The organism is Pseudoclavibacter sp. 8L, from assembly GCF_902506465.1.
Classification (GTDB): domain Bacteria; phylum Actinomycetota; class Actinomycetes; order Actinomycetales; family Microbacteriaceae; genus Pseudoclavibacter.
The window spans coordinates 1-23,956 of sequence record NZ_LR733200.1 but is presented as its reverse complement, the minus strand read 5'-3'; the positions used below and the strand labels follow the sequence as shown (position 1 = coordinate 23,956).

Genomic DNA, 23,956 nt, shown 5'->3' with positions numbered 1-23,956 from the left:
CTTCCGGGCGGTGTTGACGACCACAACTCAGCTTTCGGCGGCGGCGGCGGGGGCAGGGGCGGGGGTAGCGCGTCGACGGCGCACCTTCGTTGCCGGGGCTTCGCTCGGCAGTCGCGCCTCGAGGAGCGGCATGGACTCGATGCGGCCCCGTTCGACGTGAGCGGCCGTCAGCAGCTCTGCCACGTCGGCTTGACCCGCCACGATCGCGTCGACGATCTCTCGGTGCTCGACCCACATCGCGGCGGTGTCGCGCTGTGGTGTGAGGCGGAAGAGCCAGCGCACGCGTCCGCTCATCAGCTTCGTGACCCGGCGCAGGAGCGCGTGGTCGGCGAGCGCGATGATCTCCTCGTGCAGGTCGGAGTTGCGCGTCGAAGGCGGTGCGTCCGACTGGGCGTCGGACGTCGACCCGCCGTGTGCAGACTGCAGGGCCGCCAGCATCGGGCCGACGTCGGCGCCGGCCTGCGCCCGCCTGGCGGCGAAGGCGGAGGCCATCGGCTCGAGCTGTCGGCGCAGGTCGAACACCTCCATCGCATCGGTGACGGTGAGGATGTGCACGACGGCGCCACGCCGCGGCTGCGAGGTGATGAACCCCTCGGACTCGAGGATCGGCAGGGCCTCCCGAACGGGGATGCGCGACACCTCGAGTCGCTCCGCGATCTCGCGCTCGTTGAGCTTCGACCCCATAGCGAGCTCGCCCGTGATGATCTGCTCGCGGAGGGCGTGCGCGATGCGTGCTGGGGTCGGCTCGAGGCTCATGGGGACCATTCTGGCACGGTCACAAACCGGCTTTTGGAATGCCAATGGCCGCTTAAGACGACTCTAAAGATGCTGAATCGCGGTTTTGGTATGCAAACGTGACGCCAGGGTAAGAACTGTGTGACGAGCGTGTTACTTCGTGCCGAAGCGCGCAGGAGGTCGCATAGCGTCGCCGACGTGCTCCCGTTTATCGCCCGCCGACTGGCCCTCGCCGTCGCCACCGTGCTCGCCGTGGTGACCATCGCTTTCGCGCTCGGCCGCGCCACCGGTGAGCCCGGTGCGCTGCTCCTGCCCGACAACGCGACGCAGGCCGAGGTCGATGCGCTCAACACCGCGCTCGGCTTCGACCGCCCCCTCATCGTGCAATATCTCGACACCATCGCCGGTCTTTTCACCGGCGACTTCGGCAGCTCGTACCGGCTGCACGAGTCAGCGCTCGGACTTGTCCTCGAGCGGGTCCCCGCCACACTCGAGCTGGCCTTCTGGGCCTTCGTCATCGGACTCGGGCTCGCCGTCGCGGCTGCGCTGGCCATCCAGCTCACCGGCAGCCGGACGCTGCGCGCCGTGGTGGGGTGGGCCGGCGCCGTGCGCCAGTCGGTGCCGGACTTCTTCTTCGCGCTGCTCCTGGTGCTCGTCTTCTCGGTGCTGCTCGGCGCGCTGCCCTCGCTCGGGCGAAACAGCTACGCCAGCCTCGTGCTGCCAGTGCTCACGCTCGCCACTGGCCAGTTCGTCATGTACCTGCGCCTGCTCGACTCATCCCTCAGCGAGCAGGCCGGTCAGGACTACGTGCGCACCGCCATCGCGCAGGGCCAACGCCGCTCGACGGTGCTGTTCACCCGCATGCTGCCGAACGCGGCGCTGCCCGTGCTCGGCATGGCGGGACTCAACCTCGGGGGGCTGCTCGGCGGCACCGTGGTGGTCGAGGTCGTGTTCGCATGGCCGGGGCTCGGCCAGCTCCTCACCACGGCAGTGAGCCAGCGTGACTTCCCGATCGTCCAAGCGGGCCTCGTCTTCGTCGCGCTTGCCTTTGTCATCGTCAACACCGCGGTGGACGTGCTCGTCCGCCGAATCGACACGAGGACGGCCGCAGCATGACCGCTCAGCTCACCCCCATCACCCCCGTCACCCCAGTTACGTCGGCCACGCCGGTGCCGCGTCGCCTGCGCCTGCGCCCCGGCGCCGTCGTCGGCGCGATCATGATCGGCGCCGTGCTGCTCCTCACGGCCATCGTGCCGATGCTGCCCGGCTTCGACCCGATGGGGCAGGACCTGCGCGCCGCGATGCTGCCGCCGTTCACCGATCCGGCGCATCCGCTCGGCACCGACGCCCTCGGCCGGGACCTCCTCGACCGCATCGGGCTCGCCTCCGCGGTGACGCTCGGCATGACCGTGCTCATCGTGGTGATGAACGCCCTCATCGGCAGCACCGTCGGCATCCTCGCCGGCTACTTCGGCGGGCGTCTCGAAGCGCTCGTGACGCTGCTCAGCAACGTGACGCTGGCCATGCCCGTCGTCCTTCTGCTCATTGCCATCTGCGCCGTCCTGCGTCCGAGCGCTGGGCTCACGATCCTGGTGCTCGGCTGCACCTGGTGGGTCGGCTACGCACGGGTCACGCGCAACGTCGCTGCCTCGCTGCGGCGCCAGGACTTCGTCGTCTCGCCGCTGACCCAGGGCGGCGACACCATCTGGGTGCTCACCCGCCACATCGTGCCCAACATCTGGCCGCACACGCTCATCATCGCCGCCACCGACCTCGCCACGATCGTGCTCATCACCTCCTCACTCGAGTACCTCGGCCTCGGCGTGCAGCCCCCGGTGCCGAGCTGGGGCGGCATGATCTTCGACGGCCAGCGCCACCTCGGCAGCGACCCCTGGTTGTCGCTCCTCCCAGGAATCGTCATGCTCCTCGCCGTCGGCGGAGTGCAGTTCCTGAGCCAGCAGTTCACAGCAGAGACCCGCGGCTCGCTGCTGCGGAAGGGAGGCATGCGATGAATCCGGTACTGCGCATCGAGGACCTGCGTATCGAGACGACAGGCGAGGCGCCACGCACGCTCGTCGACGGCGTCACGCTCCAGGTCGACCGCGGCGAATCGCTCGGAGTGGTCGGGGAGTCCGGTTCGGGCAAGAGCCTGACCGTGCTCGCCGCGCTCGGCCTGCTCCCCGCTGGCACCCGCATCGCCGCCGGCCGCATCCTGCTCGACGACACGGTGCTCGTCGACACGGAGGCCGATATCTGGATGCGCGAGCGCGAGCTGCGCGGTCTGCGCGGACGCACGGCCGCGATGGTGTTCCAGGACCCCATGTCCTCGCTCGACCCGCTCCGCGCGGTCGGCGCGCAGGTCGCAGCAGCGGTGCGGGTGCACCAGCCCATGAGCCGACGGGCGGCCCGCGACCGCGCCGTTGAGCTGCTGACCGCGGTCGGCGTGCGGGAGGCTGCCGAGCGTGCCGCCGCCCGACCCCACCAGTGGTCCGGTGGCATGCGCCAGCGAGCCATGATCGCGATGGCGATCGCCCACGACCCGCTCCTCCTCATCGCCGACGAGCCCACCACCGCCCTCGACGTGACGGTGCAGGCGCAGGTCATGGACCTGCTCGCCGAAGTGCGCGAGCGCACCGGTTCGGCGCTCGTGCTCATCACCCACGACCTCGGCCTGGTCGCCGAGAACAGCGACCGGCTCGCCGTCATGCACCACGGCCGGGTCGTGGAGACCGGTGTAACACGAGCTGTGCTCGACAACCCCGCCGAGGACTACACCAAGCGCCTCATGGCGGCCATCCCCGCCGAGAGCGAGCGCGCCGCGAGCGCCGTGCGCCCCGGCGAGCCGGACGCGCTGGTCGCCGACGGCGTCGTGGTCGAGTACCGCGTGCACGGCCGAAGGCAGCCAGTGCGGGCAGTGGACGGCGTCTCGCTGCGGATCGCGGCAGGCGAGACGGTCGCCGTCGTCGGGGAATCGGGATGCGGCAAGTCGTCGCTGGCCAAGGCCGTGCTCGGCGTGCAACCCGCCGCCGCAGGCAGCATCGAGCTCGGCGGGGTCGCAGTCCACAACGAGCTCGCGGCGCGCAGTGCGGCGGAGCGGGAACGCGCGCAGATCGTCTTCCAGGACCCGTACTCGGCCCTCGACCCGCGCTTGACCGTGCACGACCTCGTGGCCGAGCCTCTGCGCATCCGGCACGCCTACGACCGAGGGACCGTGACCCGCCTGCTCGCCGATGTCGGCCTCGACGAGCAGCACGGCGCCCGCCTCCCTGCTCAGCTCTCCGGGGGCCAGCGCCAGCGCGTGGGCATCGCACGCGCCCTGGCGCTGCGCCCTCGGCTGCTTGTGCTCGACGAGCCCGTCTCGGCCCTCGACGTGTCGATCCAGGCGCAGGTGCTCGAGCTGCTCGACGCACTCCAGCGCGAGCACGGGCTCGGCTACCTCTTCATCTCACATGACCTCGGCGTCGTGCGGAGCATCGCCGACCGCGTGGTCGTGATGCAGGAGGGGCGGATCGTCGAGGAGGCCTCGACCGCCGAGATCTTCACCTCCCCCAAGCACCCGTTCACCCGACAGCTCCTCGACGCCGTGCCCCGCCTCGACGGGGCGCGCCGCGGAGCGCATCCGCTTCCCGTCTCCTGACCCACCGACCCCCCCCGAACTGAGGAACTCCATGCCCAAGCACGCCCTCCGACGTCGCCTCCTCGCGACCGGTGCATTCGCCGCCACCGGCACCCTCCTGCTCACCAGCTGCGCAGGTGGCTTCGAACCCACCAGCGCCGAAGGCGAGACCCCCACCAAGATCGTCGCCGCCATCCCCACCGACCCGAGCTCCATGGACCCGATCCGCTCGGGAGCCCTCGTCGTGCTCTCGGTGTTCTTCCACACCTTCGACCAGCTCGTCGCGATCACCGCCGAGGGCGAGCTCGCACCGAAGCTCGCCACCGAATGGACCTCCAACGACGACCTCACGCAGTGGGACTTCACCCTGCGCGAGGGTGTCACCGCCAGCAACGGCGAGGCCATCACCGCCGAAGACGTCGCCTTCTCCTACCAGACGATCCTCGACGACCCGACCGGCGAGAACTTCGCCTACCTCAGCTCCGTCGCGTCGGTCGAGGCCGTCGACGAGCTCACCGTGCGCTTCACCCTCAACTCGCCGTTCTCGGCGTTCCCGCGCAACACCTCGCTCATCTCGATCGTGCCCGCCGACACCTACCAGGAAGTGGGCGCCGACGCCTTCGCCCAGGACCCCATCGGGTCCGGTCCCTACGTCTTCGACAGCATCCAGACCGGCGTCTCCTACGACCTCGCCCGCAATGACGACTACTGGGGCGAGGCTCCCGCCATCGAGCAGATCTCGCTGCAACCCGTCTCCTCCGACGAATCACGCGTCAACGGGGTGCTCTCCGGCAGCCTCGATGTCGCGCCGATCGGACCCACGCAGGTCTCCTCGGTCGACGGGCAGGGCTCCGCGCAGGTGTTCTCCGCCCTGTCGAACGGCGTCGTCTTCCTCGGCGTCAACTCCACCAGCGGAGTGCTCACCGACGTCCGCATCCGCGAGGCCATCGCCCTGGCCATCGACAAGGAAGCCATCACCGGCGGGCTGCTCGGCGGCCTCGCCGAACCCGCCAGCGCCATGCTCGCGCCAGCCGTCGAAGGCTACAGTGACGACGTGACTGACCCCGGCTACGACCAGGAGCGGGCTCGCGAGCTCCTCGCGGAAGCCGGCTACGCGGGCGAGTCGATCCCCTTCGACTACGCGACCGACGGACGCATCCCCCTCTCCTCGGAGGTCGCGCAGACCATCCAGGCGTCGCTCGCCGAGGTCGGCATCACCGTCGAGCTCCGCGGCGCAGACCAGCAGGCCCACACGCTGAAGGTCCGCAGCAAGGAGATGCAGGGCATCTACCTCAACACCTGGGCGCCCTCGACGGTCGACGGCGACCTCCCGCTGACCGACTTCTACGAGACCGCAGGGAACAACAACTACGCGCAGGACCCGCGCACCGCCGAGCTCGCGGCCGAACAGCGGGCCGTCACGGGCGAGGAACGCCTCGACGTCTTCGCCGAGCTCCTCAACTACAGCAACGAACAGGGATACTTCGTGCCGCTCTACGTGCCAATGAACAACTACGCAGCAGACCCCGACCTCGACTGGACGCCCCGCGCGGACGGCCTGTTCGACTTCACCCAGACGAGCTTCCGTTGAGCGCCGCGCTGATCCGCGACGCCCGCCCCTGGGGTGGGGAGCCAGCCGACGTCCGGCTGCAGGATGGCAGGATCGCCGCCATCCTGCCGACCGGCACGCCACCGGAGCCGGGTGAGACGGTGATCGAGGGTCGCGGTCGCATCCTGCTGCCCTCCTTCGCCGACGTGCACGTGCACCTCGACTCCACGCGCATCGGCCTGCCGTTCCGCCCGCACACCGGCAGCCCTGGCGTCTGGGGGATGATGCTCAACGACCGCGTCAACTGGCGCGAGGCCGAGGCGTCCATGGAGGAGCGGACGAGCGGCACGCTGGCGCGAATGATCGCCCACGGCACGACAAGCGCACGCAGCTACGCGCAGGTCGACGTGGATGCGGGACTCGAGCGGCTCGAGGCGGTGCTCGCCGCCAAGCAGCGGCACCGCGAACGCGCCACCGTGGAGGTGATCGCCTTCCCCCAGGCGGGTCTGCTCCGCGAGGAAGGCTCCTTCGAGCTGCTCGAGGAGGCCATGCGCTCCGGCGCCGACGTGGTCGGCGGCATCGACCCGTGCCAGCTCGACCGCGACCCCGCCAAGCACCTCGATCTGGTCTTCGGGCTCGCCGAGCGCTACGACGCCCCCATCGACATCCACCTGCACGAGCCCGATCAGCTGGCTCGCTTCTCCGCCGAGCTCATCGTGGAGCGCACCCGTGCGCTCGGCATGACCGGACGAGTGACCATCTCCCACGGCTACGGCCTCGGCGAGCTGCCGCGCGAGCAGCTCGTCCCGCTTGTCGAGCAGTTCGCAGAGCTCGACATCTCCTGGGCGACCATTGCACCGGCCAAGCCCCTGCCGACGCTCCTGCTGGCGGAGCACGGCATCCGTCTCGGCCTCGGCCAGGACGGGCAGCGGGACTACTGGTCGCCGTACGGCAACGCCGACATGCTGGATCGCACCTGGCAGCTGGCCTTCACGAACGGCTTCCGTCGCGACGCGGACATCGAGCACTGCCTCGCCATCGCCACCATCGGCGGACGCTCCGTGCTCGGCACCGCGCCAGCGCTGCAGGGCGCGCTCGACCGGCCGGGCGTGGCCGTCGGCGACCCCGCCGACCTGCAGCTCATCGAGGGGGAGACCGTGACCAGCGCGATCATGGACCGCCTCCCCGATCGCACCGTGCTCTTCGGCGGGGTGGTCGTGGCAGACGCGCTCGAACTCGTGGGCACCGCGTGATCGTGCTCACCGCCTCGCAGCTGGAGCCGCTGGTCGACCGGCCGGCCACCGAGCGTGCCGTGGCGAAGATCTTCTCCGAGATCGCGCGAGGCAGCGCCGACCAGCCGCCGCCCACCTCCATGAAGACGGAGGCTGGCACCGGCCGCTACGTGCTCATGTCGGCACTGTCGGAGGCCACCGGCACCGCCGCGGTGAAGCTGCTCGCCGACGTCCCCGACAACGCGGCGCGGGGGCTGCCGACGCAGCGTTCGATGATCACCGTGCTCGACCGCGAGCTGGGAGCCCCGGTCGCACTGCTGCACGGCGGGGTGCCGACCCGGGTGCGCACGGCAGCCGCGAGTGCCGTCGCCACGCGGGCCCTGGCCCGCGACGACAGCCGCGTCCTCGGCCTGGTCGGCGCTGGCGGGCTCGCGCGGGAGCACGTCGAAGCGCTGCGAGGCGTGCGCGACTGGGATCGCCTCGTCATCTGGTCGCGCACCAGAGCGCGGGCCGTCGCGCTCGCGGAGTCGCTCGAATGGTCGGGGGCGATCGAGGTCGTCGACTCGTGCGAGCGCGTCTTCGGGGTGGCGGACACGGTGTGCACGCTCACTCCATCGGTCAGCCCCATCGTGCGAGGCGAGTGGCTGCGCCCCGGGCAGCATCTCAACGTCGTCGGTGCCCGGCCGCGAGCCGACGAGCGCGAGGTGGATGCGCTGACCATGTCGCGATCGTCCGTGTGGGTCGACGACCTGGCGACGGCGCGCACGAAATCGGGCGATCTCATGCTCGCGATCGCGGAGGGTGCGCTCAGCCTCGACGACCTCGTCGGAACCCTCGGCGAGGTGCTGGCTGGGCTACGGCCTGGGCGGACGAGCGCCGACGAGATCACGTTGTTCGATTCCGTCGGCATCGGCGCTCAGGACCTCGCCATCGCCGACCTCCTGGTGCGTGAAGCCCGCGTTCGGGGTGTTGGGATCGAACTCGATCTCAACGGCTGAGGGTCGGCCGGGCTCGGCTATCGGGCTCCGGCCATCACGGTCGCGTGCCAGGCATCCAGGAGGCGCGCGACCGTGCGGGTCTGCTCCCAGGGCATGGCGCGCGACTCGAGCCGCCCGTCCCTGAGGGCGCGCGAGACCGCATCCGCCTCGGCCGCGAACGGGTGGACCTGCGCCACCTCGATCGTGTCCCGCTGCCCGTCGTGGAAGTGGTCGAGGGTCTTCGGCGAGTGGTTCCGGTCGCCGAACGCGTTCTCGAGCGTGATCCAGCCCCCGTCCCCGACGATGTCGGCCCGCTTGGACAGCTGGGTGTCGATGGAGCAGTCGACGTAGGCGGTGAAGTCCACCGCCGCCAGCCTGGCCGAGGCGTACACGTCGACGCCTCTCTCGACCCGTCCGTGCGCGGCCTCGAGGGCCAGGTCCTCGAGCGCGACGCCAGCTGCAGCGGCAGCCGCGACCGCGAAGGAGACGGGGTAGCCGCCGACGTCGAAGATCGCCCCGCCTGCTAGCGCCGGGTCGAACAGCCGGCCGTCGCTGCCGCCCGCTGCGAAGCCGAACTCTGCGCGCACCTGCATCGGGGCCGCGACCTGCCGCCATGTCAGGCGCCGACCGATCGCGCGAGCGAGCGGACTGAAGCGATGCTTGTACGCCTCGACGACGGGCAGGCCCGCGCGCTCGGCGGCGGCGAGGACACGCTCGGTCTCGGCGGCGCTCGGTGCGAGCGGCTTCTCGCAGAGCACGGCCTTGCCCGCCTCGAGCGCCGCGATCGCGAGCTCGGCATGGGTCGTATGCACCGTGGCGACGTAGACGGCATCGACATCGTCGCGCGCCAGGACGTCCGCGTAGGTGCCAGAGACCTCCGCGCCATAGCGCGCCGCGAAGACCGCCGCGCGGGCAGGGTCGCGACTCGCGACCGCTAGCAGCTCGCCGTGCTCGGAGCTGGGAAGCCACTTCGCGAACGACTCCGCGATCGCGCCCGGTCCGAGGATCGCCCACCTGGTCTTCTGCATGACGCGAAACTATCGGAGGCGGCTCGCACTCATCCACAGCTCGACCGCGAACGTCGTGTTTGGCGGTAGGTTCTGGATGCAGCGGTGCAGGGGGGCGGGGCCCCGATGGGAGTCCAGGAAGGGGCGGCGACGTGGCCGAGCCGAGACAGCAGGTGGTCGCCGTCGATCTCTCCAAGCGCGACCTGACGCTCGACCTCGCGCGCGTGTTCTGCGTGCTGCTCGTGGTCCTCATCCACCTCCTCATGGTCGGAATCGGTGTGGATGCGACCGGGCAGCTGGTCGCGTCCCGTCCGCTCGAGGCCCAGCCCTGGTTCGCGCTCGCCACCTGGGCCGGGCAGATCATGCCGCTCTTCTTCGTCGTCGGAGGCTTCGCGTCGATCACGGCCTGGCGAAGTGCCGTGCGGCGGGGCTCCACGCCGGCGGACTACGTGCGCTCGCGGGTGCTCAGACTGGCCCAGCCGGCGCTGCCCCTGTACGCCTTCTTCCTCGTCGGCATCGGTGCGGCCACGCTCGCAGGACTCGACCCGGCGCTCATCGACCTGGCGGCATCCGGCGCCGGCACACCCCTGTGGTTCCTCGCCGCGTACACGCTGTGCCAGGCAGTCGTGCCCTGGATGGCGGGCTGGCACGCCCGCGCCCCGCGGAGCACCCTGGGCGTCCTGCTCGCCGGCGTGATCGCGGTCGACGCGGCCCGCTTCGTGACTGGCGTTCCCGAGGTGGGCCTCCTCAACCTGTTCTTCGTGTGGGTGCTCGTGCAGCAGCTGGGATTCTGGTTCGCCGACGGGTGGCTCGACCGGCGGCGCCCGCTCACCCTCCTGGCCATCGCCGTCCTGGCGTACGCGTCGCTCGCACCGCTCACGACGCTCGGGCCCTACTCGCCGGACATGCTCTTCAACCTCAACCCGGCGACGCTGCCGCTTGTGGTGCTCGCCGTCGCGCAGGCGTGCATCCTGCGTCTCCTGCGGCCCGCGCTGGCGAGACTCATGCAGACGTCGGGAGCGCGCGCGGTCGTGTTCCTCGTCGGGTCTCGGCTCATGACGGTCTACCTGTGGCACCTGCCCGTGATCCTGCTCGTCTCAGGTCTCGCGCTCCTCATCCCGGGCGGGGCACCCGAGCCTGGCTCCACGGCGTGGTGGTGGAGCCGCATCCCGTACTTCCTCGTCGTGCTCGTCTCGGTCTACGGACTGTCGTTCATCGTGGGGCGGTGGGAGACCCCGCGGGAGGTGGGGCGCACCCCGCCGGGGCGGGTGGTCGCGGTAGCCGTGGTCTGCGCCTTCACGCCGTCGTTCCTCGTGCTGCAGTTCCTCATGGACCTGCCCCTCGCCGTGACCGGCACGGTGCTGCTGAGCGCGGCCATCCTGCTGCTCGGGCGTTGGCCGTCACGCGCGCCTGTGCATCGGCCGAGGGGAACCTGACGGTTCGCCATCACCGCTCGTGGACACGGCGATCGACCCGCCAGACTTGGCGCACAGCTCTCGACGAGGACCGGAGACGACCGTGACCGCACCGAAGCAAGGCGAAGACCCCGTCAGCAGCTACCGGCCCCGCCTCGTGCCGTGGGCCCTCGGCATCGCGATCGGCATTGCGATCGGCGTCGTGATCTCCGTCATTCTCTCGATGAGCGCGGGGTTCACGATCGCGTTCCTCTTCATGGGCGTCGCGATCGGCGTCGGCTTCGCGATCGCCCTGCAGGCCGCGTTCGACGACATGGCGCGCAAGAGGAAGTAGGCGTCAGATCGTGGCGGCGAGGGCCAGCGTCGCGAGCGGGACGATGATCGCGACGCCGACCAGCCCGAGGGCCACGAAGCGGAGCCACGAGATCGTCACGCCGAGCGCCACGAGACGCTCGTGCCAGAGCAGCGTCGCGAGCGACGCCCAAGGGGTGACGAGCGGGCCGAGGTTGACCCCGATGAGCAGCGCGACCAGGCGAGCCGGGCTGTCGGCCACCGGCTCGAGTGCCAGGTAGGCGGGCAGGTTGTTGATGCCATTGGCGCTCGCGGCACCGATCGCGGAGAGCTGCAGGAGGCTCAGCGGGTCGTCCCCGCTTCCCGAGACCGCGGCGAGCAGCTCGCTCAGGCCGTGCGCGTGGGCCGCCTCCACCAGCACGAACAGCGAGCCAGCGATGCCCAGCGCCTGCCACGGCACGAGCCCGAAGCGCAGCGCTCCGCGGCGGCGGACGGCGAAGGCGACGATGAGCAGCAGCGCGGCGGCTCCCGCCGGGATCGCCACCTCGACGCCGGTGACGAGCGCCGGGAGGAGCAGCGCGGTGACCACGGCGGCGAAGATCAGGAGCGGCCGGTCCTGGATGCTCGTCGGGGTCGGCATCCGGTAGCGGCGGTCGAGCTCTCTCCGGAACACGAACGACAGGATGGCGGCGCTCGCGAGCACGCCCACGAGTGCAGGGGCCCACGTGATCGCAAGGAACTGCAGGGGCCCGCCCTCGAAGGAGCGGGCAGCGAGCAGGCTCGTGAGGTTCGAGACCGGGAGGAAGAGGGAGGCCGTATTCGCGAGCCACACCGTCGCGAGCGCGAACGGGATGGGCGAGACGCCGACGTGCACGGCGAGCAGGACGACGACGGGCGTTACGAGCACGGCGGTCGTGTCGAGCGAGAGGAAGGCGGTGCTGACGGTGGCGAGCAGCAGGACGAGCATCCACAGCAGCCAGAGGCGCCCTCGCCCGAGCTTCGCGAGACGGTCGGCGAGCACCGAGAAGACCCCGGCGTCGCTCGCGAGCTCTGCGACGATCGTGATGCCGACGACAAACGCGAGCACGGGCACCACACGCTCGCCCAGCTCCAGCAGCTCAGGGGCCGGGAGCACTCCGATGGCCGCGACGACGACCGCCGCGACGACAAGCACGGCGGTGGCGATGATGGGGGCGACGCGGGCGACGCGGGACTCAGCCATGGCTGAGCAAGCATAGGCCCGCGAAGGGCTTGCGATGTCGGAGTCCGCTCGTAGGATTCGAGCATGACCTCGAACGGGGATGTTCCTGCGCGGAGAGCGGCCGTCATCGTGAGCGGGCTGCGCGTCGAACGCGGGCGAGCGACGGTCTTCGATGGGCTCGACCTGTCCATCCCCAGCGGCCAGATCACAGGGCTCCTCGGGCCGTCCGGATGCGGGAAGACGACGCTCATGCGCGCCATCGTGGGTGTGCAGAAGACGGCAGGCGGCACCGTTACTGTGCTGGGTGAGCCCGCCGGCTCCCGGCAGCTTCGCTCGCGTGTCTCGTACGCGACGCAATCCGCATCCGTGTACGACGACCTGACCGTGGCGCAGAACCTCAGCTCCTTCGCGAGCATCCTCGGCAGCCGGCGAGCGGACGTGGCCGCCGTGATCGACCGGGTTGGGCTGAGAGGCCAGGCGAAACAGCGGGTGGAGTCGCTCAGCGGCGGGCAGAAGAATCGCGTCTCCCTCGCCGTCGCCATGCTGGGCGATCCCGAGGTGCTGGTGCTCGACGAGCCCACCGTCGGACTCGACCCCGTGCTGCGCGAGGAGCTGTGGGCCCTGTTCCGTTCACTCGCCGACGGAGGCGCAACGCTCCTGGTGAGCAGCCACGTCATGGATGAGGCGATGCGCTGCGACCGCCTCATCCTCATGCGCGACGGGCAGGTCGTCGCCGACACGACCCCGCCGGAACTGCTGCGAGCCACGGGGACAAGCGACGCGGACGCCGCCTTCCTCGCCCTCATCCAGCGCGACGATCACCGCGGACGCCACGCGGGTGCCGAGGAAGGCGCCGCATCATGAGCCCCCGGAGGACGCTGGCGACGGCAGGCCGTGTGCTGCGGCAGATCCGCCACGACCCCCGCTCGATCGCGCTCATGGTCGTCGCGCCCAGCCTCCTCGTGGGCCTGTTCTCCTGGCTGTTCTCCGAGCAGGACGGCGTGTTCCAGCGGCTCGGGCCTGCGATCCTGGCGCTGTTCCCGTTCATCATCATGTTCCTCGTCACGAGCATCACGACCCTCCGGGAGCGTCGTTCGGGCACGCTCGAGCGCCTCATGACGACGCCGCTCGCCAAGGGCGACTTCATCGTCGGCTACGCACTCGCCTTCGCCGTCGCCTCCGTCGTGCAGGCAGCCGTCACCGTCGCGTTCGCGGTTCTCGTGTGCGGCCTCACCGTCGAGGGGCCGCTCTGGCAGCTCGCACTCGTAGCAGTCGCGGATGCTCTGCTCGGCACCGCGCTGGGGCTCCTCGCGAGCGCATTCGCGCGCACCGAGTTCCAGGCTGTGCAGTTCATGCCGGTGCTCGTCATCCCGCAGATCCTGCTCGGCGGCATCCTGATGCCCCGCGAGCAGATGCCGGAGGCGCTGCAGGCGATCTCCGACTGGCTGCCGCTGAGCTACGGCATCGACGCGATCAACGCGGTCACTGCGGGCGACGCGGGCTGGGACCTCTGGGCGCCCATCCTCGTCGTCCTCGCCTTCGCATCCGGCGCGCTGGCGCTCGGCTCGCTCACGCTTCGCCGCCGCACGGCCTAACCCGCCTGGCCTGGCGCGGCGCGTCCGGTTCCGGCCCGGCCCCTCCGTCTTCGCTCCCGGATGCTCCGGGAGCGGGCGAGGCCGCCAGGGGAGTGCGGCTACTTCGCGGCGACGCTGTCGAGGTGCTCGCGCAGCGCGATGATGATGTCGTCACGCGTCGCGTTGCGCGCGTGTGCGAGCTCTTCGATGAGCCAGTCGAGGGTCATGTAGTTCGCGTGGAGCAGGTTCGAGAGCTCGATGTTGACCTTGACCTGGTTGGGGCCGCCGTCGGCGGGCTGCTCCGTATCCGGGTCCGTGTCAGCGTCGAGTCCCTGCCCCTGCTCGACCTTCACGACAAACGCGCCGACCTCGACGAGGCGCTCGTACGCGAGTGCCGCCGCGTCCGGAGAGACCTCCGTGACGGAGACGGCGTCGAGCAGCACGTGCGCTGCTTCTCGACTGGTTGCTGGAGTGGACATGCAACGAGGATAGGCGTGCACTTCGCGCAGACAGTCAGGGTCCATCCATGCAAGGCACAATCGGGGGCATGAGCAGCAAACCCACAGCGAAGACCCGGCCGACCTCGGACGCGCCTGTCGTCGTCGTCGGAGATGCCATCGTGACCGAGCTGCGGGAGACCGAGGCGCGCGGCGGGCTCACGAGCCGCAGCTACGTGGGCGGCTCAGCGCTCAACGTGGCGATGGCGCTCGCCCGCCTCGGCGTGCCCATCGCGCTCATCGCCAGCATCGGCGACGACCCGGACGGGCTGCGCATCCGCGACCACCTCCACAGGTGCGGCATCCAGTTCGCTCCGTCCGTCTCGCTCGCCGGAACCGGGCGAGCCGTCGGCGAGTCCGCTGATGGGGAGCCCCTCTACACGTTCGACGACGCCGCGAGGGCGCGGCGCATCCGCTTCGACGACGAGCAGGTCGCCCTCATCCGGGCCGCGCCGTTCGTCGCGATCTCCGGCTTCGCGTTCGATGACAAGAAGCAGCACCGGCGCCTGCTCGAGGCGGTCATCCGGCCACAGGAGCGGCTGCTCCTCGACCCCAATCCCCGGCTCGGGCTCGTGGAGGACGCGGGCGCCTTCCTCGACAACTTCGAACGGCACGTGTCGAGTGCTCTCTTCGCGCACCTGTCCGACAACGACGCCGACCTGCTCTTCGACGCGCCCCTCGACGAAGCGACCAGCGACATGCTCGACCTCGGCGCGACCCACGTGCTCGCGACCGAGGGCACGCGCGGCGGCCGCTGGGTGAACCGGGCCGGCATCGACGTCGCCGAGCCGATCGTCGACCTGCCCGGCGACATCGTCGACACCATGGGTGCGGGTGATGCGGTGTTCGCGACGGCTGTCGCGTCGATCGCGCAGGGCGGCATCCCGCACGATGTGGCGGATGCGCGGCGCATCCTGCAGCGCGCCATGACGGTCGCCGCCGCGACGGTCCGCGTCACGGGCAGCTTCCTCGCGGCCGACGACGACCTGCCGCCCGCCGCCGACGCGTAGCCGCGCCGACCGCCGCCTGCGCGCCCCTGCCGTTTCGGGATGGGAAAGTCGCTTCGTGCTGGAGAAGTTCCTGCAACGAAGCTACTTTGCCATCCCGAGTTGGGGGCTTTGGGGTGGCTCGGCTCTTCCGGTGTCGGCTCGTGTCGGGACAGACCTCGGGCCGACCTCTTCGGGTTCGGGATGGGAAAGTCGCTTCGTGCTGGAGAACTTCCCGCAACGAAGTGACTTTTCCATCCCGAGTGAACCCGCCTCAGGAGAACCCGCCCTGGGGCGCGCGCTGCAGGGGACGAACTAATGCGCCGAACCCGAGCCCGAGCCCGCAGAACCCGAAGACTTCGTAGAACCCGCCGAAGTCGCCGAGCGCGAGCCCGAGCCCGCCGAACCCGAACCCGAACTAGTGCGCCGAACCCGCCGAAGCCGGATCCGAAGTCGCGGGACCCGAAACCGCGGCTGCCGCCGAGCGCTCGCGCTTCTGCTTGCGCTGCACATAGACGCCCGCGACGATCGAGATGCCGGCGATCACGAAGCTCGTGGTCACCTCGATAAGGCGCGTCTCTCCCGCGAAGAACATGTAGATGAGCAGCGCCGACAAGGCGATGATGACCACCCAGGTGAGCCAAGGGAAGCCCCACATGCGGATGCTGCCCTTCGCCGCTTCGTTCGGGTCCTCGCCGGCCGCGACGGCGTCCTCCGCGAGGATCCGGCGCGAGCGCAGCTGGGAGACGGCGATGACGATCCACACGAAGATCGCGACGGCGCCCGTCGAGTTCACGAGGAACGAGAAGACGTACTCGGGGGTCGTGTAGTTGAGGACGACGGAGAGGAGGCCGACGACGGCGGAGGCGAGGATCGCGACGTACGGGGTGCCGCGCTTCGAGACCTTCCGGAACGCCTTGGGGGCTTCGCCGCGGCGGGAGAGTGAGAACGCCATGCGGGATGCCGTGTAGAGGGAGGCGTTGAGGGTGGAGAGCAGCGCGGAGAGCACGATGATGTCCATCGCAAGGGCCGCCCAGCCGATGCCCGCCGCGTTCAGCATGGTCACGAAGGGGCTCACGCCTGCCGTGATCTGGTCCCAGGGCAGCACGATGAGCACCACGAGGATCGAGCCGATGTAGAAGAGCAGGATGCGCCAGACGACCGAGTTGACGGCCTTGCGGACGGCCTGCGCCGGCTGCTCGGATTCGCCGGCGGCGATCGTCGCGACCTCGGCACCGAACATCGAGAAGATGACGGGGAGGAGGGCAGCCAGAATGCCCGCGACGCCGAACGGCGCGAATCCGCCGTCTGCTGGCGCCAGGTTGCCGAATGTGGCCGTGTTGTTGGGGATGACGTGCGCGATGAGGAGCGCGCCGACGATGATGAAGACGATGATCGAGACGATCTTGATCGACGCGAACCAGAACTCGAACTCGCCGAACGACTTCACGCTGATGAGGTTCGCGATGAGGAACACGAGCGTGATGATGAGCGCGGGGATCCACTGGGGGACCTCAGGAAGCCAGCCGCTGATGATGACGGCGGCCGCGGTCGCCTCGATGCCGACGACGACCACCCAGAACCACCAGTAGAGCCAGCCGATGGAGAGGCCGGCCCACGGGCCGATGAATCGCGTCGCGTAGGCGGAGAAGGAGCCCGTCTCGGGGGAGATGGATGCCATCTCGCCGAGCATCCGCATGACGAGGACGACGACGACGCCGGCGAGGGCGTAGGCGAGGATCACGGCGGGGCCGGCGGCGAGGATCGCCGTGCTGGAAGCGACCAGCAGGCCAGCGCCGATGACGCCGCCGAGCGCGATCATCGACAGGTGGCGCGGCTTGAGCGTGTTCGCGAGGGCCTCGCCCTGCTCGACGGGGCGGCCGTTGCCGCGCTGGTGGCCGCGTTCGCTGAGATCGCGGCCCTTCTCGGTGAAGACGGCCTCGGTGTGAGGCGCTGCTGCGCCTTCGGGAATCTTGCCGTCAGCGCTTGGGGACGTCATGGATCACGTTTCTCCTGGTGAAGGGGGCCCCGGGCGTCACGTGCTCGCTGAGGACTCAGCACGTGGGGGAGGAGCGCGGCGGGCGCCTCGAGGTCGGTACCGAGCAAGGGTAGGGCCCTGCGCTAGTCCCGTTCACCTTGTGTTCATAAGTGACGCGGCGGGGTGGGGCTCGACCCGTCCGGGATGGCGGTGCGCGTCAGCTCGCGGGCGAGTCGCCCGGCAGCATCTCGGGGTCGCTCGGCTCGACGCTGCCGCGCACGTCACGCTCCAGGGGAGTCTCCGACTCGGCTGCGTCTCCCACATCGACCGTGAACCAGCGGATCGTGACGCCGCAGATGGGGCCGATGAGCAGCGCGAACGCGACCGTGCCGATGCCCACGTCTCCGCCGAGCAGCCACCCGATGGCGAGCACGACCACCTCGATGCTCGTGCGCACGATCCAGATGCGCCATCCCGTCACCCGGTGCAGGCCCGTCATGAGGCCGTCGCGTGGCCCCGGCCCGAAGAGGGCGCCGATGTAGAGGCCCGTCGCGAGGCCCAGGGTCAGGATGCCGCCGGCGAGCAGCAGGATGCGCCACCACAGGTCGAGGCCGGGTGGGATGATCCACAGCCCCAGGTCGGCGAAGGGGCCGACGAGCAGCGCATTCGCGAGGGTCCCGAAGCCTGGCCGCTGCCGGAGCGGGATCCACAGGCACAGCACGACGACGCTGATGAGCACCGTGATGAGCCCGAACGGCAGCCCGGACTGCACCTGGACGCCGAGCGTCAGCACATCCCAGGGCGAGACGCCCAGCTCGCCGCGCACGATCATGGCGATCGCGAAGCCGTAGAGGAAGAGGCCGATGGTGAGCTGCGTGGCGCGGCGGGGCAGGCGGACGATGGAGCGCATCCGTGTATCTAAGCCTCAGCGCGCGCGGGTATCGCGGTCCACTCCGGAAGAGTGGATGGGTGGGTGCTCCTGCGCGCGTCCGGACCTAGCTGACAGAGCGCACCCAGCTGACGGGTCTAGCTGACGGAGCGCACCGTCGAGCGGATCTCCTCAGCCGACGCGAGGAACTTCTCGAGCTCGCTCGGCGACATGGGGGTATCGAGGATGCGCTCCACGCCTCGTGCGCTGACGATGACGGGGGTGGAGATGGCGACGTCGTCGATGCCCCATTGCCCCTGCAGGAGCGTGGAGACGGGCATGATGGCGTGCTCGTCGTTGACGATCGCCTCGGCGATGCGGGCCCCGGAGAGGCCGATCGCGTAGTTCGTGGCGCCCTTGCCCTCGATGACCTTGTAGGCGGCGGTGCGCACGTCGTTCGTGATGCTCTCGAGGGTCTCCTCGGTGAAAGGGCGCTCGCCGTCGCGCTCCCAGTCGAGGATCGGCACGGGCCCGATCGTGGCCTGCGACCACAGGGCGAACTCGCTGTCGCCGTGCTCGCCGACGATGGTGGCGTGCACGCTCGTGGGGGCGAGGCCACCGGCGAGCTTCGCGATGATCCAGCGGAGGCGGGAGGTGTCGAGCACTGTTCCGGAGGAGATGACACGCCCTGGCGGCAGGCCGGAGATGCGCTGGGCGACGACCGTGAGCACGTCGCAGGGGTTCGTGACGAGCACGAACACGGCGTCGGGGGCGAGCTCCACGAGTCGCGGCATGAGCGACTCGAGGATGCCGACGTTCACGCCGACGAGGTCGAGCCTCGTCTGCCCCGGCTTCTGCTTGGCGCCGGCAGTGATGATGACGACGTCGGCGCCGGCCACGGTCGTGATGTCGCTCGAGCCGGTCATGACGCTCGAGCCCGTGAACTGGGTGCCGTGGGCGAGGTCGAGCACCTCCGCCTCGACCTTCTTCGTGTCGATGTCGTAGAGCGTGATCTCTCGGGCGACACCGCGGATGAGGCAGGCGTACGCGAGCGAGGTGCCGACGCTGCCGGCTCCGACGATGGCGACCTTGGACTGCTTCTGAACGGGCATGGTGCTTCCTTCCACGAAGCCTCCGCGATGGAGACGCTGAATGAGGAGACCGTCCCGGGAAGACGAACGCGGAGCAACGCGGCGTCGACCGTCGCTTCGGTCGGCAACGCTCTGATCGTATGGGCGCGGCCCGGCGCACTGCGGCGTGTCGCGGCGCGGCTCGGGTTGGCCCGAAGGTGCGCTGGTTACGCTCGTTCGCATGCGCATCCCGTCGGAACCCAGTGAAGAATCACGGCACGACGGCGCGACTTCCCCGAATACCGGTGCGAACGACCGTGGCGATGGCGACCGCCGCGCTCGCGGACTCGAGGAGGTCGACGCCAGGCGGGTGCAGCGCGCCGATTTCGTGAAGCAGGTGCTCGCGAAGCGCGACGGGGGAGCGGAGGCAGACCCCGAGTCGCCCGAGTCCGCCTCGATTGGGTCGGCTCTCCCGGGGGCCGGTTCGCCCGCCGCGCAGCTCTCGCCGGACGAGACCGTGACGGTGGACGACTCGATCGTGCGTGCACTGCGCGCAGAAGGACGGACGGCCTCCAGCGACAGGGACGCCGCGAGTGACGGTGCCGATGGTGCTGACGCCGACGGTGCTGATGGTCCCGTCGCCGAGCGCACCGTCGCCGTGGACGACTCGATCGTCGCCGCCCTGCGAGCCGAGGGGCGCACGGCGACGGGCGACCGCGACGCGAGCGACGCATCCCGAGCCGCATCGAGACCAGCAGGCCCCGCGGCGACCCCGCCCGCCACGCCAGAACCAGCCGCTCCAGCACTCAAGGGTCCGGTCGACGCCGCCCCGCCAACCGCGGCGATGCCCGTCGTGACGCAGCTGCGCGACGTGCCCGTCTCGGAGGTCCTGCCGGCGGCGCTCGCGACGCTGCGCGGCTGGCGCGAGCAGCTCGCCGCCTCCGATGCGCAGCGCGCGGCCGCGGTCGAGGTCGCCTCCAGCGCCCGAGCGAGACGCCGCGCCGACACGACCTCCGAGCTGGACCGCGTGCTCAGCGGACCAGACGGAGCAGACTTCCTTCGCTCCCTCATCGACGACGTCATCCGGCCCGACGACGCCATCGCAGCCGGCAACGGCCTCGGCGACCTCGCCCCGAAGCTCCCCGCGAGCCTCTCGCCCGGCACGAAGCGCGCGTTCCAGCTCGGCGCCTTCGCGGGTCCCGGCGTGCCGTGGCTCGCAGTCCCCCTCATGCGCCGCGCCACGTCGGCGTTCTTCGGCGATGACACCGTCCGCAACGTGCCCTCCGAGATCTCGGCGGCCGCCGAGCGTGCGGCCTCCCGGGGAGCCGTGCCGCGCATCCGCCTCCTCGGCGATGCTGTGCTCGGCGAGCGCGGCTCGAACGCGAGCCTCGAGATCTACACGCAGCTGCTCGCCGCGGGTCAGGTTCGCGAGCTCGAGCTGTGCGTCGCCGACATCGAGGCGCAGCCGGCCCTCTGGGACTTCGACGGCACCCTCGAACGGGTCGTCTTCAAGCTCGCCGCGCTCGGGCGCGCGGCGCTCACCGCCCCGAACCCGCCGCTGATCATGCTGCGCACGCAGTCCTCGGCCGACCTCGAGCTGACCGTGCAGGCGTTCATGCGCGCCTTCGAGCAGGAGGAGCTGCGTGGCCTGCACGTCGGAATCTCCCTCCCCGCGCAGTTCCCCGAGACACCCGGCCTGCTCCGCCGCATCGGCGGGTGGGCGCACATGCGACGCGAGGACCTCGGCTCCGACATCACGGTCGCCATCACCAGAGACGCGAACCACGAGCTCGAGCGCGCCGACGCCGTGATCAACGGCTGGCGCCTCGCGACCTACGCGTCCGACGCCGACGTCGACGCCAACTTCGCACGCCTCCTCGACGAGGCGCTCGCCATCGACCACGCCGCGGCCTTCAGGGTCGAGGTCGAGGCGGATGCACGCCGCGACGTCGCGCTCGCCGCAGCCATCGCGAAGGCACGCGGCCTGCCGCGGCCGGTGCGGGTCGTCGTGCCGCGCTCAAGCGACGAGGCGGCGCTCGGCCGCATCCGCTCTGCCGGGGTCGAGCTCGTCGAGCGAACGCCCGTCATCACAGGCAGTACGCAGCGTCATGCGGCCAGCTACCTGCAGCACCGGGTGGATGTTCGGGCCCGGCAGCTCGGAGCGGACCCAGCCGAAGGCGCACCCGCCGCCGCGACCGGCCTCCCAGCCGACGCCGTGCATCCCGACGACGAGCGCCTCCTCAGCGCGACGGCGCGCATGCGGCAGATCGATTCCGGCCCGAACCGCGAGCAGGATCGCGTGCTCGCGGACGACGCCGCGACCGTCACGGCCAGCATCCAGCTCGAGCTCTTCCCCGAAGGTCTCTTCGAAGACGAGGCGCCAGCGCCCGAACGCCCGGCGCGCGTGAAGAAGCTGAAGCCGGCCTCGAAGCCCGTCATCGAAGACGAGGAAGAGGTCACCGAGAACCCCGCCGACACTGGGCCGAGCCCCCGCCTCACCGAAGTGGTGCTCGGCCTGAAGCGCGGCAGGCTGCTGCGCAACACGTTCAGGAACGCGCCAGGCACCGACCCTTCGCTCGCCAGCAACCGCGAGTGGCTCCTCTCCATCCAGCGCCGCGTGCCGCGCAGCGAACTCGGCATCGACGAGGTCGAACGACACCTGCTGCACGAGCCGGGCGACGTGGATGCGCTGCTCTCGAGGGCAGAGCGTGCGGCCGAGCCGTGGGCACAGAAGCCGGGCTGGGAGCGGGCAGCGGTGCTCGAGAAGGTGGCGAAGGCCCTCGAAGCGAACCGTGCGCGCCTCATCGAGGTGGCCGTCTCCGAGACGGGGACCCCGCTGCCCGACGTCGACGCCGACGTGAGCCGCTGCGTCGACCTCGCGAACTACTACGCGCACCTGGCACGCCAGCTCGACCGCATGCAGGGGGCCGACTTCGAACCCGTCGCGGTGACCGTCGTCACGCCCTCCTGGGTCCCGGCAGTCGCAGGCAGCGCAGGCCACACGGCGCAGGCGCTCGCCGCAGGCAGCGCGGTCGTGCTGAAGCCCTCGCCTCGAACGCGCCGCACGGCGGCGGTCTTCGCGGAGGTGCTGTGGGACGCCGACATCCCGCGCGATCTCGTGCAGCTCGCGATCTGCGACGAGAGCCTCCTCTCCGACGAGCAGCTCGGGCAGATGCTCATCACCGACGACCGCGTGCAGCGAGTGCTGCTCAGCGGCAACTGGGAGACGGCCCGCTCGTTCCTTCGCTGGCGCCCCGACCTGCCGCTCATCGCCGCGACGAGCGGCAAGAACTCGATGATCATCACGCCGAGCGCCGACCTCGACCGGGCCGCGCTCGACGTCGCACGCAGCGCGTTCCTCAGCGCGGGACAGCGTCCGGGACATGCGGGCACCGTCATCCTCGTCGGCTCCGTGGCCCGCTCGAAGCGCTTCCACGAGCAACTCGCTGACGCCGTCGCCTCCCTGCGCATCGGCTACCCGAGCGACCCCGGCGCCGTGGTCGGCCCCCTCGTGTCCCCGCCGGACTCGCAGCTCCGATTCGCGCTCAGCTCCCTCGGCGAGGGAGAGTCGTGGCTCGTCGAGCCGAGGCAGCTCGACGACACCGGGCGCCTGTGGTCGCCCGGCATCCGCGCCGGCGTGAAGCCAGGCAGCTACCAGCACGTCACCGAGTTCTTCGGCCCTGTTCTGAGCGTCATGCACACGCACACGCTCGACGAGGCGATCCGCCTGCAGAACTCGACCCAGTACGGGCTGACGGCGGGCATCCACTCGCTCGACCGGACGGAGATCGCCGAGTGGCTGCGGCGAGTGGAGGCCGGCAACCTCTACGTGAACCGAGACATCCTCGGGAACACGCCTCAGCGTCAGCCGTTCGGCGGCTGGCTGCGCTCCATGGTCGGCACGGCGACGAAGTTCGGCGGCCCCAACTCGCTGCTCTCACTCGGCACGTGGCGTCCGAACCACGGCGAGCAGTCGCAGACGCTGCACCTGAGGGGCATCGACGAGCAGGCGACGGCCCTCATCGAGTCGGCGGCTCCCTTCATGGACTACGAGACCTTCGACCGGCTGCGGCGTGCCTCGCTGAGCGACCAGATCGCGTTCAACGAGGAGTTCGGGGAGGTCTCCGACGTCTCGAATCTGGGGTTCGAGCGCAACCTCATGCGGTACATCCCGGTGCAGGCCACGATCCGTGCCGCCGAGGACGCGACGCTCGCCGACCTCATCCGCATCATCGTCGCGGCCCGCATCGTGCGTTCGAAGCCGCTCATCACCTCCGGCATCGAGGTGCCTGATGCGGTGCTCGCCGAACTGCAGGCCCAGAACCTGACGGTGCGGCGAGAGACGGACGCGGAGTTCGCCGAGCGGGCGAGGGCCGGCGGCATCGAGACGCTGCGCGTGCGCCTCGTCGGCGGCAAGCGGCGTGAGTTCTGCGACGCCCTCGAAGGCGATCCGGACATCTCCATCTGGTCGGATGAGGTCACACCGGCCGGTCGCATCGAGGCGCTCCCGTTCCTCCGCGAGCAGGCGATCTCCATCACGGCGCACCGCAGCGGGCATCCGGACCCGCGCATGCAGCAGCTCTTCCCGTACGAGCAGACGTTCGATCCAGACGCGCCCATCACGCAGGGCCCCACGAAGTCCCGCGGGTAGGCGCGCTGGCCGAGCGGGCTCCGGGCGGCGACGTCGGGGTGCAGCGGTCCAGCCGTCCAGTTGTGCAGATGCTCGCTGTCCGCGCCGCCGCTGTCCAACATCAGTGCGAAATCGGCGCTTGAGGCGAGTTGGCGGGGTTCTGGTGCTGCTTTTTCACTGATGTTGGTCAATGGCTCCGGCAGGGGGAGCCGGAGGCGCGGCGGCAGCGGGTCTTCGCCAGCTGCTGCCGCCTGCCAAGCGGACGCCTGCCCCGTGGGCAGAAACCTCCAAGCAAAAGCCTGCCCCGCCACCCGGACCCCGCCTCCGGAC

The 23,956-nt window shown here is 70.4% G+C and carries 19 protein-coding genes; 12 read left to right on the top strand and 7 right to left on the bottom strand.

Translation table 11 applies throughout. The features are described 5' to 3' along the window. Window positions 1-27 precede the first annotated feature (27 nt). Window positions 28-756 carry a GntR family transcriptional regulator gene (locus GV007_RS17630; RefSeq protein ID WP_160074945.1) on the bottom strand — a complete coding sequence of 243 codons (729 nt, stop codon included), beginning with the start codon at window positions 754-756 and terminating at the stop codon, window positions 28-30. 177 nt (window positions 757-933) lie between these two features. Here GV007_RS17630 and GV007_RS17625 point away from each other — a divergent pair, with 177 nt between their 5' ends. The 6 genes from GV007_RS17625 to GV007_RS17600 are packed head-to-tail and all read left to right on the top strand — an operon-like array spanning window position 934 to window position 8,130. Beyond that, on the top strand, window positions 934-1,851 hold the full coding sequence (locus GV007_RS17625; RefSeq protein ID WP_160074943.1) for an ABC transporter permease: 918 nt from the start codon (window positions 934-936) through the stop codon (window positions 1,849-1,851). After that, complete coding sequence (locus GV007_RS17620; protein ID WP_160074941.1) at window positions 1,848-2,747, top strand: ABC transporter permease; 900 nt, start codon at window positions 1,848-1,850, stop codon at window positions 2,745-2,747. The genes GV007_RS17625 and GV007_RS17620 overlap by 4 nt, the downstream gene beginning before the upstream one ends. Continuing rightward, window positions 2,744-4,372, top strand: coding sequence for a dipeptide ABC transporter ATP-binding protein (locus GV007_RS17615; protein WP_160074939.1), 1,629 nt, complete (start codon window positions 2,744-2,746; stop codon window positions 4,370-4,372). The genes GV007_RS17620 and GV007_RS17615 overlap by 4 nt, the downstream gene beginning before the upstream one ends. 31 nt (window positions 4,373-4,403) lie before the next feature. Next, window positions 4,404-5,942: an ABC transporter substrate-binding protein gene (locus tag GV007_RS17610; protein ID WP_160074937.1), complete on the top strand. Its 1,539-nt coding sequence runs from the start codon at window positions 4,404-4,406 to the stop codon at window positions 5,940-5,942. Beyond that, window positions 5,939-7,153 carry an amidohydrolase family protein gene (locus tag GV007_RS17605; RefSeq protein ID WP_236558619.1) on the top strand — a complete coding sequence of 405 codons (1,215 nt, stop codon included), beginning with the start codon at window positions 5,939-5,941 and terminating at the stop codon, window positions 7,151-7,153. Before GV007_RS17610 ends, GV007_RS17605 begins: the two co-directional genes overlap by 4 nt. After that, a complete protein-coding gene (locus GV007_RS17600) occupies window positions 7,150-8,130 on the top strand; it encodes an ornithine cyclodeaminase family protein (RefSeq protein ID WP_160074935.1) in 981 nt (326 codons plus the stop codon). The genes GV007_RS17605 and GV007_RS17600 overlap by 4 nt, the downstream gene beginning before the upstream one ends. Before the next feature lie 17 nt (window positions 8,131-8,147). Here the strand turns inward: GV007_RS17600 and GV007_RS17595 are convergent, their stop codons facing one another. Continuing rightward, entirely contained in the window at window positions 8,148-9,137 is a 990-nt protein-coding gene (locus tag GV007_RS17595) for a Gfo/Idh/MocA family protein (RefSeq protein ID WP_160074933.1), read from the bottom strand. Between the two features lie 131 nt (window positions 9,138-9,268). Between GV007_RS17595 and GV007_RS17590 the strand changes: the two genes are divergently transcribed. Together GV007_RS17590 and GV007_RS17585 are read left to right on the top strand one after the other, a co-directional pair. Further along, on the top strand, window positions 9,269-10,552 hold the full coding sequence (locus tag GV007_RS17590) for an acyltransferase family protein (protein WP_236558618.1): 1,284 nt from the start codon (window positions 9,269-9,271) through the stop codon (window positions 10,550-10,552). Window positions 10,553-10,634: 82 nt separating this feature from the next. Further along, complete coding sequence (locus GV007_RS17585) at window positions 10,635-10,865, top strand: hypothetical protein (RefSeq protein WP_160074931.1); 231 nt, start codon at window positions 10,635-10,637, stop codon at window positions 10,863-10,865. Window positions 10,866-10,868: 3 nt separating this feature from the next. Here GV007_RS17585 and GV007_RS17580 read toward each other — a convergent pair whose 3' ends face one another. Beyond that, window positions 10,869-12,044 (bottom strand): SLC13 family permease, encoded by a 1,176-nt coding sequence (locus GV007_RS17580; RefSeq protein ID WP_160074929.1) that lies wholly within the window; start codon window positions 12,042-12,044, stop codon window positions 10,869-10,871. Window positions 12,045-12,107: 63 nt separating this feature from the next. On the opposite strand from GV007_RS17580, the gene GV007_RS17575 reads away from it, so the two are divergent. After that, window positions 12,108-12,887, top strand: coding sequence for an ABC transporter ATP-binding protein (locus tag GV007_RS17575; RefSeq protein WP_160074927.1), 780 nt, complete (start codon window positions 12,108-12,110; stop codon window positions 12,885-12,887). Next, on the top strand, window positions 12,884-13,618 hold the full coding sequence (locus tag GV007_RS17570) for an ABC transporter permease (protein WP_160074925.1): 735 nt from the start codon (window positions 12,884-12,886) through the stop codon (window positions 13,616-13,618). The genes GV007_RS17575 and GV007_RS17570 overlap by 4 nt, the downstream gene beginning before the upstream one ends. A gap of 98 nt (window positions 13,619-13,716) precedes the next feature. Here GV007_RS17570 and GV007_RS17565 read toward each other — a convergent pair whose 3' ends face one another. Next, window positions 13,717-14,076 carry a hypothetical protein gene (locus tag GV007_RS17565; RefSeq protein WP_160074923.1) on the bottom strand — a complete coding sequence of 120 codons (360 nt, stop codon included), beginning with the start codon at window positions 14,074-14,076 and terminating at the stop codon, window positions 13,717-13,719. Window positions 14,077-14,144: 68 nt separating this feature from the next. Here GV007_RS17565 and GV007_RS17560 point away from each other — a divergent pair, with 68 nt between their 5' ends. After that, window positions 14,145-15,104, top strand: a complete 960-nt coding sequence (locus tag GV007_RS17560; protein ID WP_160074921.1) for a carbohydrate kinase family protein — start codon at window positions 14,145-14,147, stop codon at window positions 15,102-15,104. A 394-nt stretch (window positions 15,105-15,498) separates the two neighbouring features. Here GV007_RS17560 and GV007_RS17555 read toward each other — a convergent pair whose 3' ends face one another. The 3 genes from GV007_RS17555 to GV007_RS17545 form a co-directional block, all read right to left on the bottom strand. Continuing rightward, the gene (locus GV007_RS17555; RefSeq protein WP_160074919.1) at window positions 15,499-17,079 is read right to left on the bottom strand and encodes an amino acid permease; all 1,581 of its coding nucleotides are present in this window, start codon (window positions 17,077-17,079) and stop codon (window positions 15,499-15,501) included. Window positions 17,080-17,275: 196 nt separating this feature from the next. Further along, window positions 17,276-17,968: a membrane protein YczE gene (gene yczE / locus GV007_RS17550; RefSeq protein ID WP_201297770.1), complete on the bottom strand. Its 693-nt coding sequence runs from the start codon at window positions 17,966-17,968 to the stop codon at window positions 17,276-17,278. 116 nt (window positions 17,969-18,084) lie between these two features. Continuing rightward, the gene (locus GV007_RS17545; protein WP_104244226.1) at window positions 18,085-19,038 is read right to left on the bottom strand and encodes an L-lactate dehydrogenase; all 954 of its coding nucleotides are present in this window, start codon (window positions 19,036-19,038) and stop codon (window positions 18,085-18,087) included. Window positions 19,039-19,237: 199 nt separating this feature from the next. On the opposite strand from GV007_RS17545, the gene GV007_RS17540 reads away from it, so the two are divergent. Further along, a complete protein-coding gene (locus GV007_RS17540) occupies window positions 19,238-23,647 on the top strand; it encodes a proline dehydrogenase family protein (RefSeq protein WP_160074917.1) in 4,410 nt (1,469 codons plus the stop codon). The last annotated feature ends 309 nt before the right edge of the window (window positions 23,648-23,956 follow it).

What these genes read in the sequence shown, in the direction of transcription:
- GV007_RS17630 (WP_160074945.1), bottom strand. Translation starts at nt 756, where the DNA reads ATGAGCCTCGAGCCGACCCCAGCACGCATCGCGCACGCCCTCCGCGAG.
- GV007_RS17620 (WP_160074941.1), top strand. Translation starts at nt 1,848, where the DNA reads ATGACCGCTCAGCTCACCCCCATCACCCCCGTCACCCCAGTTACGTCG.
- GV007_RS17615 (WP_160074939.1), top strand. Translation starts at nt 2,744, where the DNA reads ATGAATCCGGTACTGCGCATCGAGGACCTGCGTATCGAGACGACAGGC.
- GV007_RS17610 (WP_160074937.1), top strand. Translation starts at nt 4,404, where the DNA reads ATGCCCAAGCACGCCCTCCGACGTCGCCTCCTCGCGACCGGTGCATTC.
- GV007_RS17595 (WP_160074933.1), bottom strand. Translation starts at nt 9,137, where the DNA reads ATGCAGAAGACCAGGTGGGCGATCCTCGGACCGGGCGCGATCGCGGAG.
- GV007_RS17580 (WP_160074929.1), bottom strand. Translation starts at nt 12,044, where the DNA reads ATGGCTGAGTCCCGCGTCGCCCGCGTCGCCCCCATCATCGCCACCGCC.
- GV007_RS17575 (WP_160074927.1), top strand. Translation starts at nt 12,108, where the DNA reads ATGACCTCGAACGGGGATGTTCCTGCGCGGAGAGCGGCCGTCATCGTG.
- GV007_RS17570 (WP_160074925.1), top strand. Translation starts at nt 12,884, where the DNA reads ATGAGCCCCCGGAGGACGCTGGCGACGGCAGGCCGTGTGCTGCGGCAG.
- GV007_RS17565 (WP_160074923.1), bottom strand. Translation starts at nt 14,076, where the DNA reads ATGTCCACTCCAGCAACCAGTCGAGAAGCAGCGCACGTGCTGCTCGAC.
- GV007_RS17560 (WP_160074921.1), top strand. Translation starts at nt 14,145, where the DNA reads ATGAGCAGCAAACCCACAGCGAAGACCCGGCCGACCTCGGACGCGCCT.
- GV007_RS17555 (WP_160074919.1), bottom strand. Translation starts at nt 17,079, where the DNA reads ATGACGTCCCCAAGCGCTGACGGCAAGATTCCCGAAGGCGCAGCAGCG.
- yczE (WP_201297770.1), bottom strand. Translation starts at nt 17,968, where the DNA reads ATGCGCTCCATCGTCCGCCTGCCCCGCCGCGCCACGCAGCTCACCATC.
- GV007_RS17545 (WP_104244226.1), bottom strand. Translation starts at nt 19,038, where the DNA reads ATGCCCGTTCAGAAGCAGTCCAAGGTCGCCATCGTCGGAGCCGGCAGC.
- GV007_RS17540 (WP_160074917.1), top strand. Translation starts at nt 19,238, where the DNA reads ATGCGCATCCCGTCGGAACCCAGTGAAGAATCACGGCACGACGGCGCG.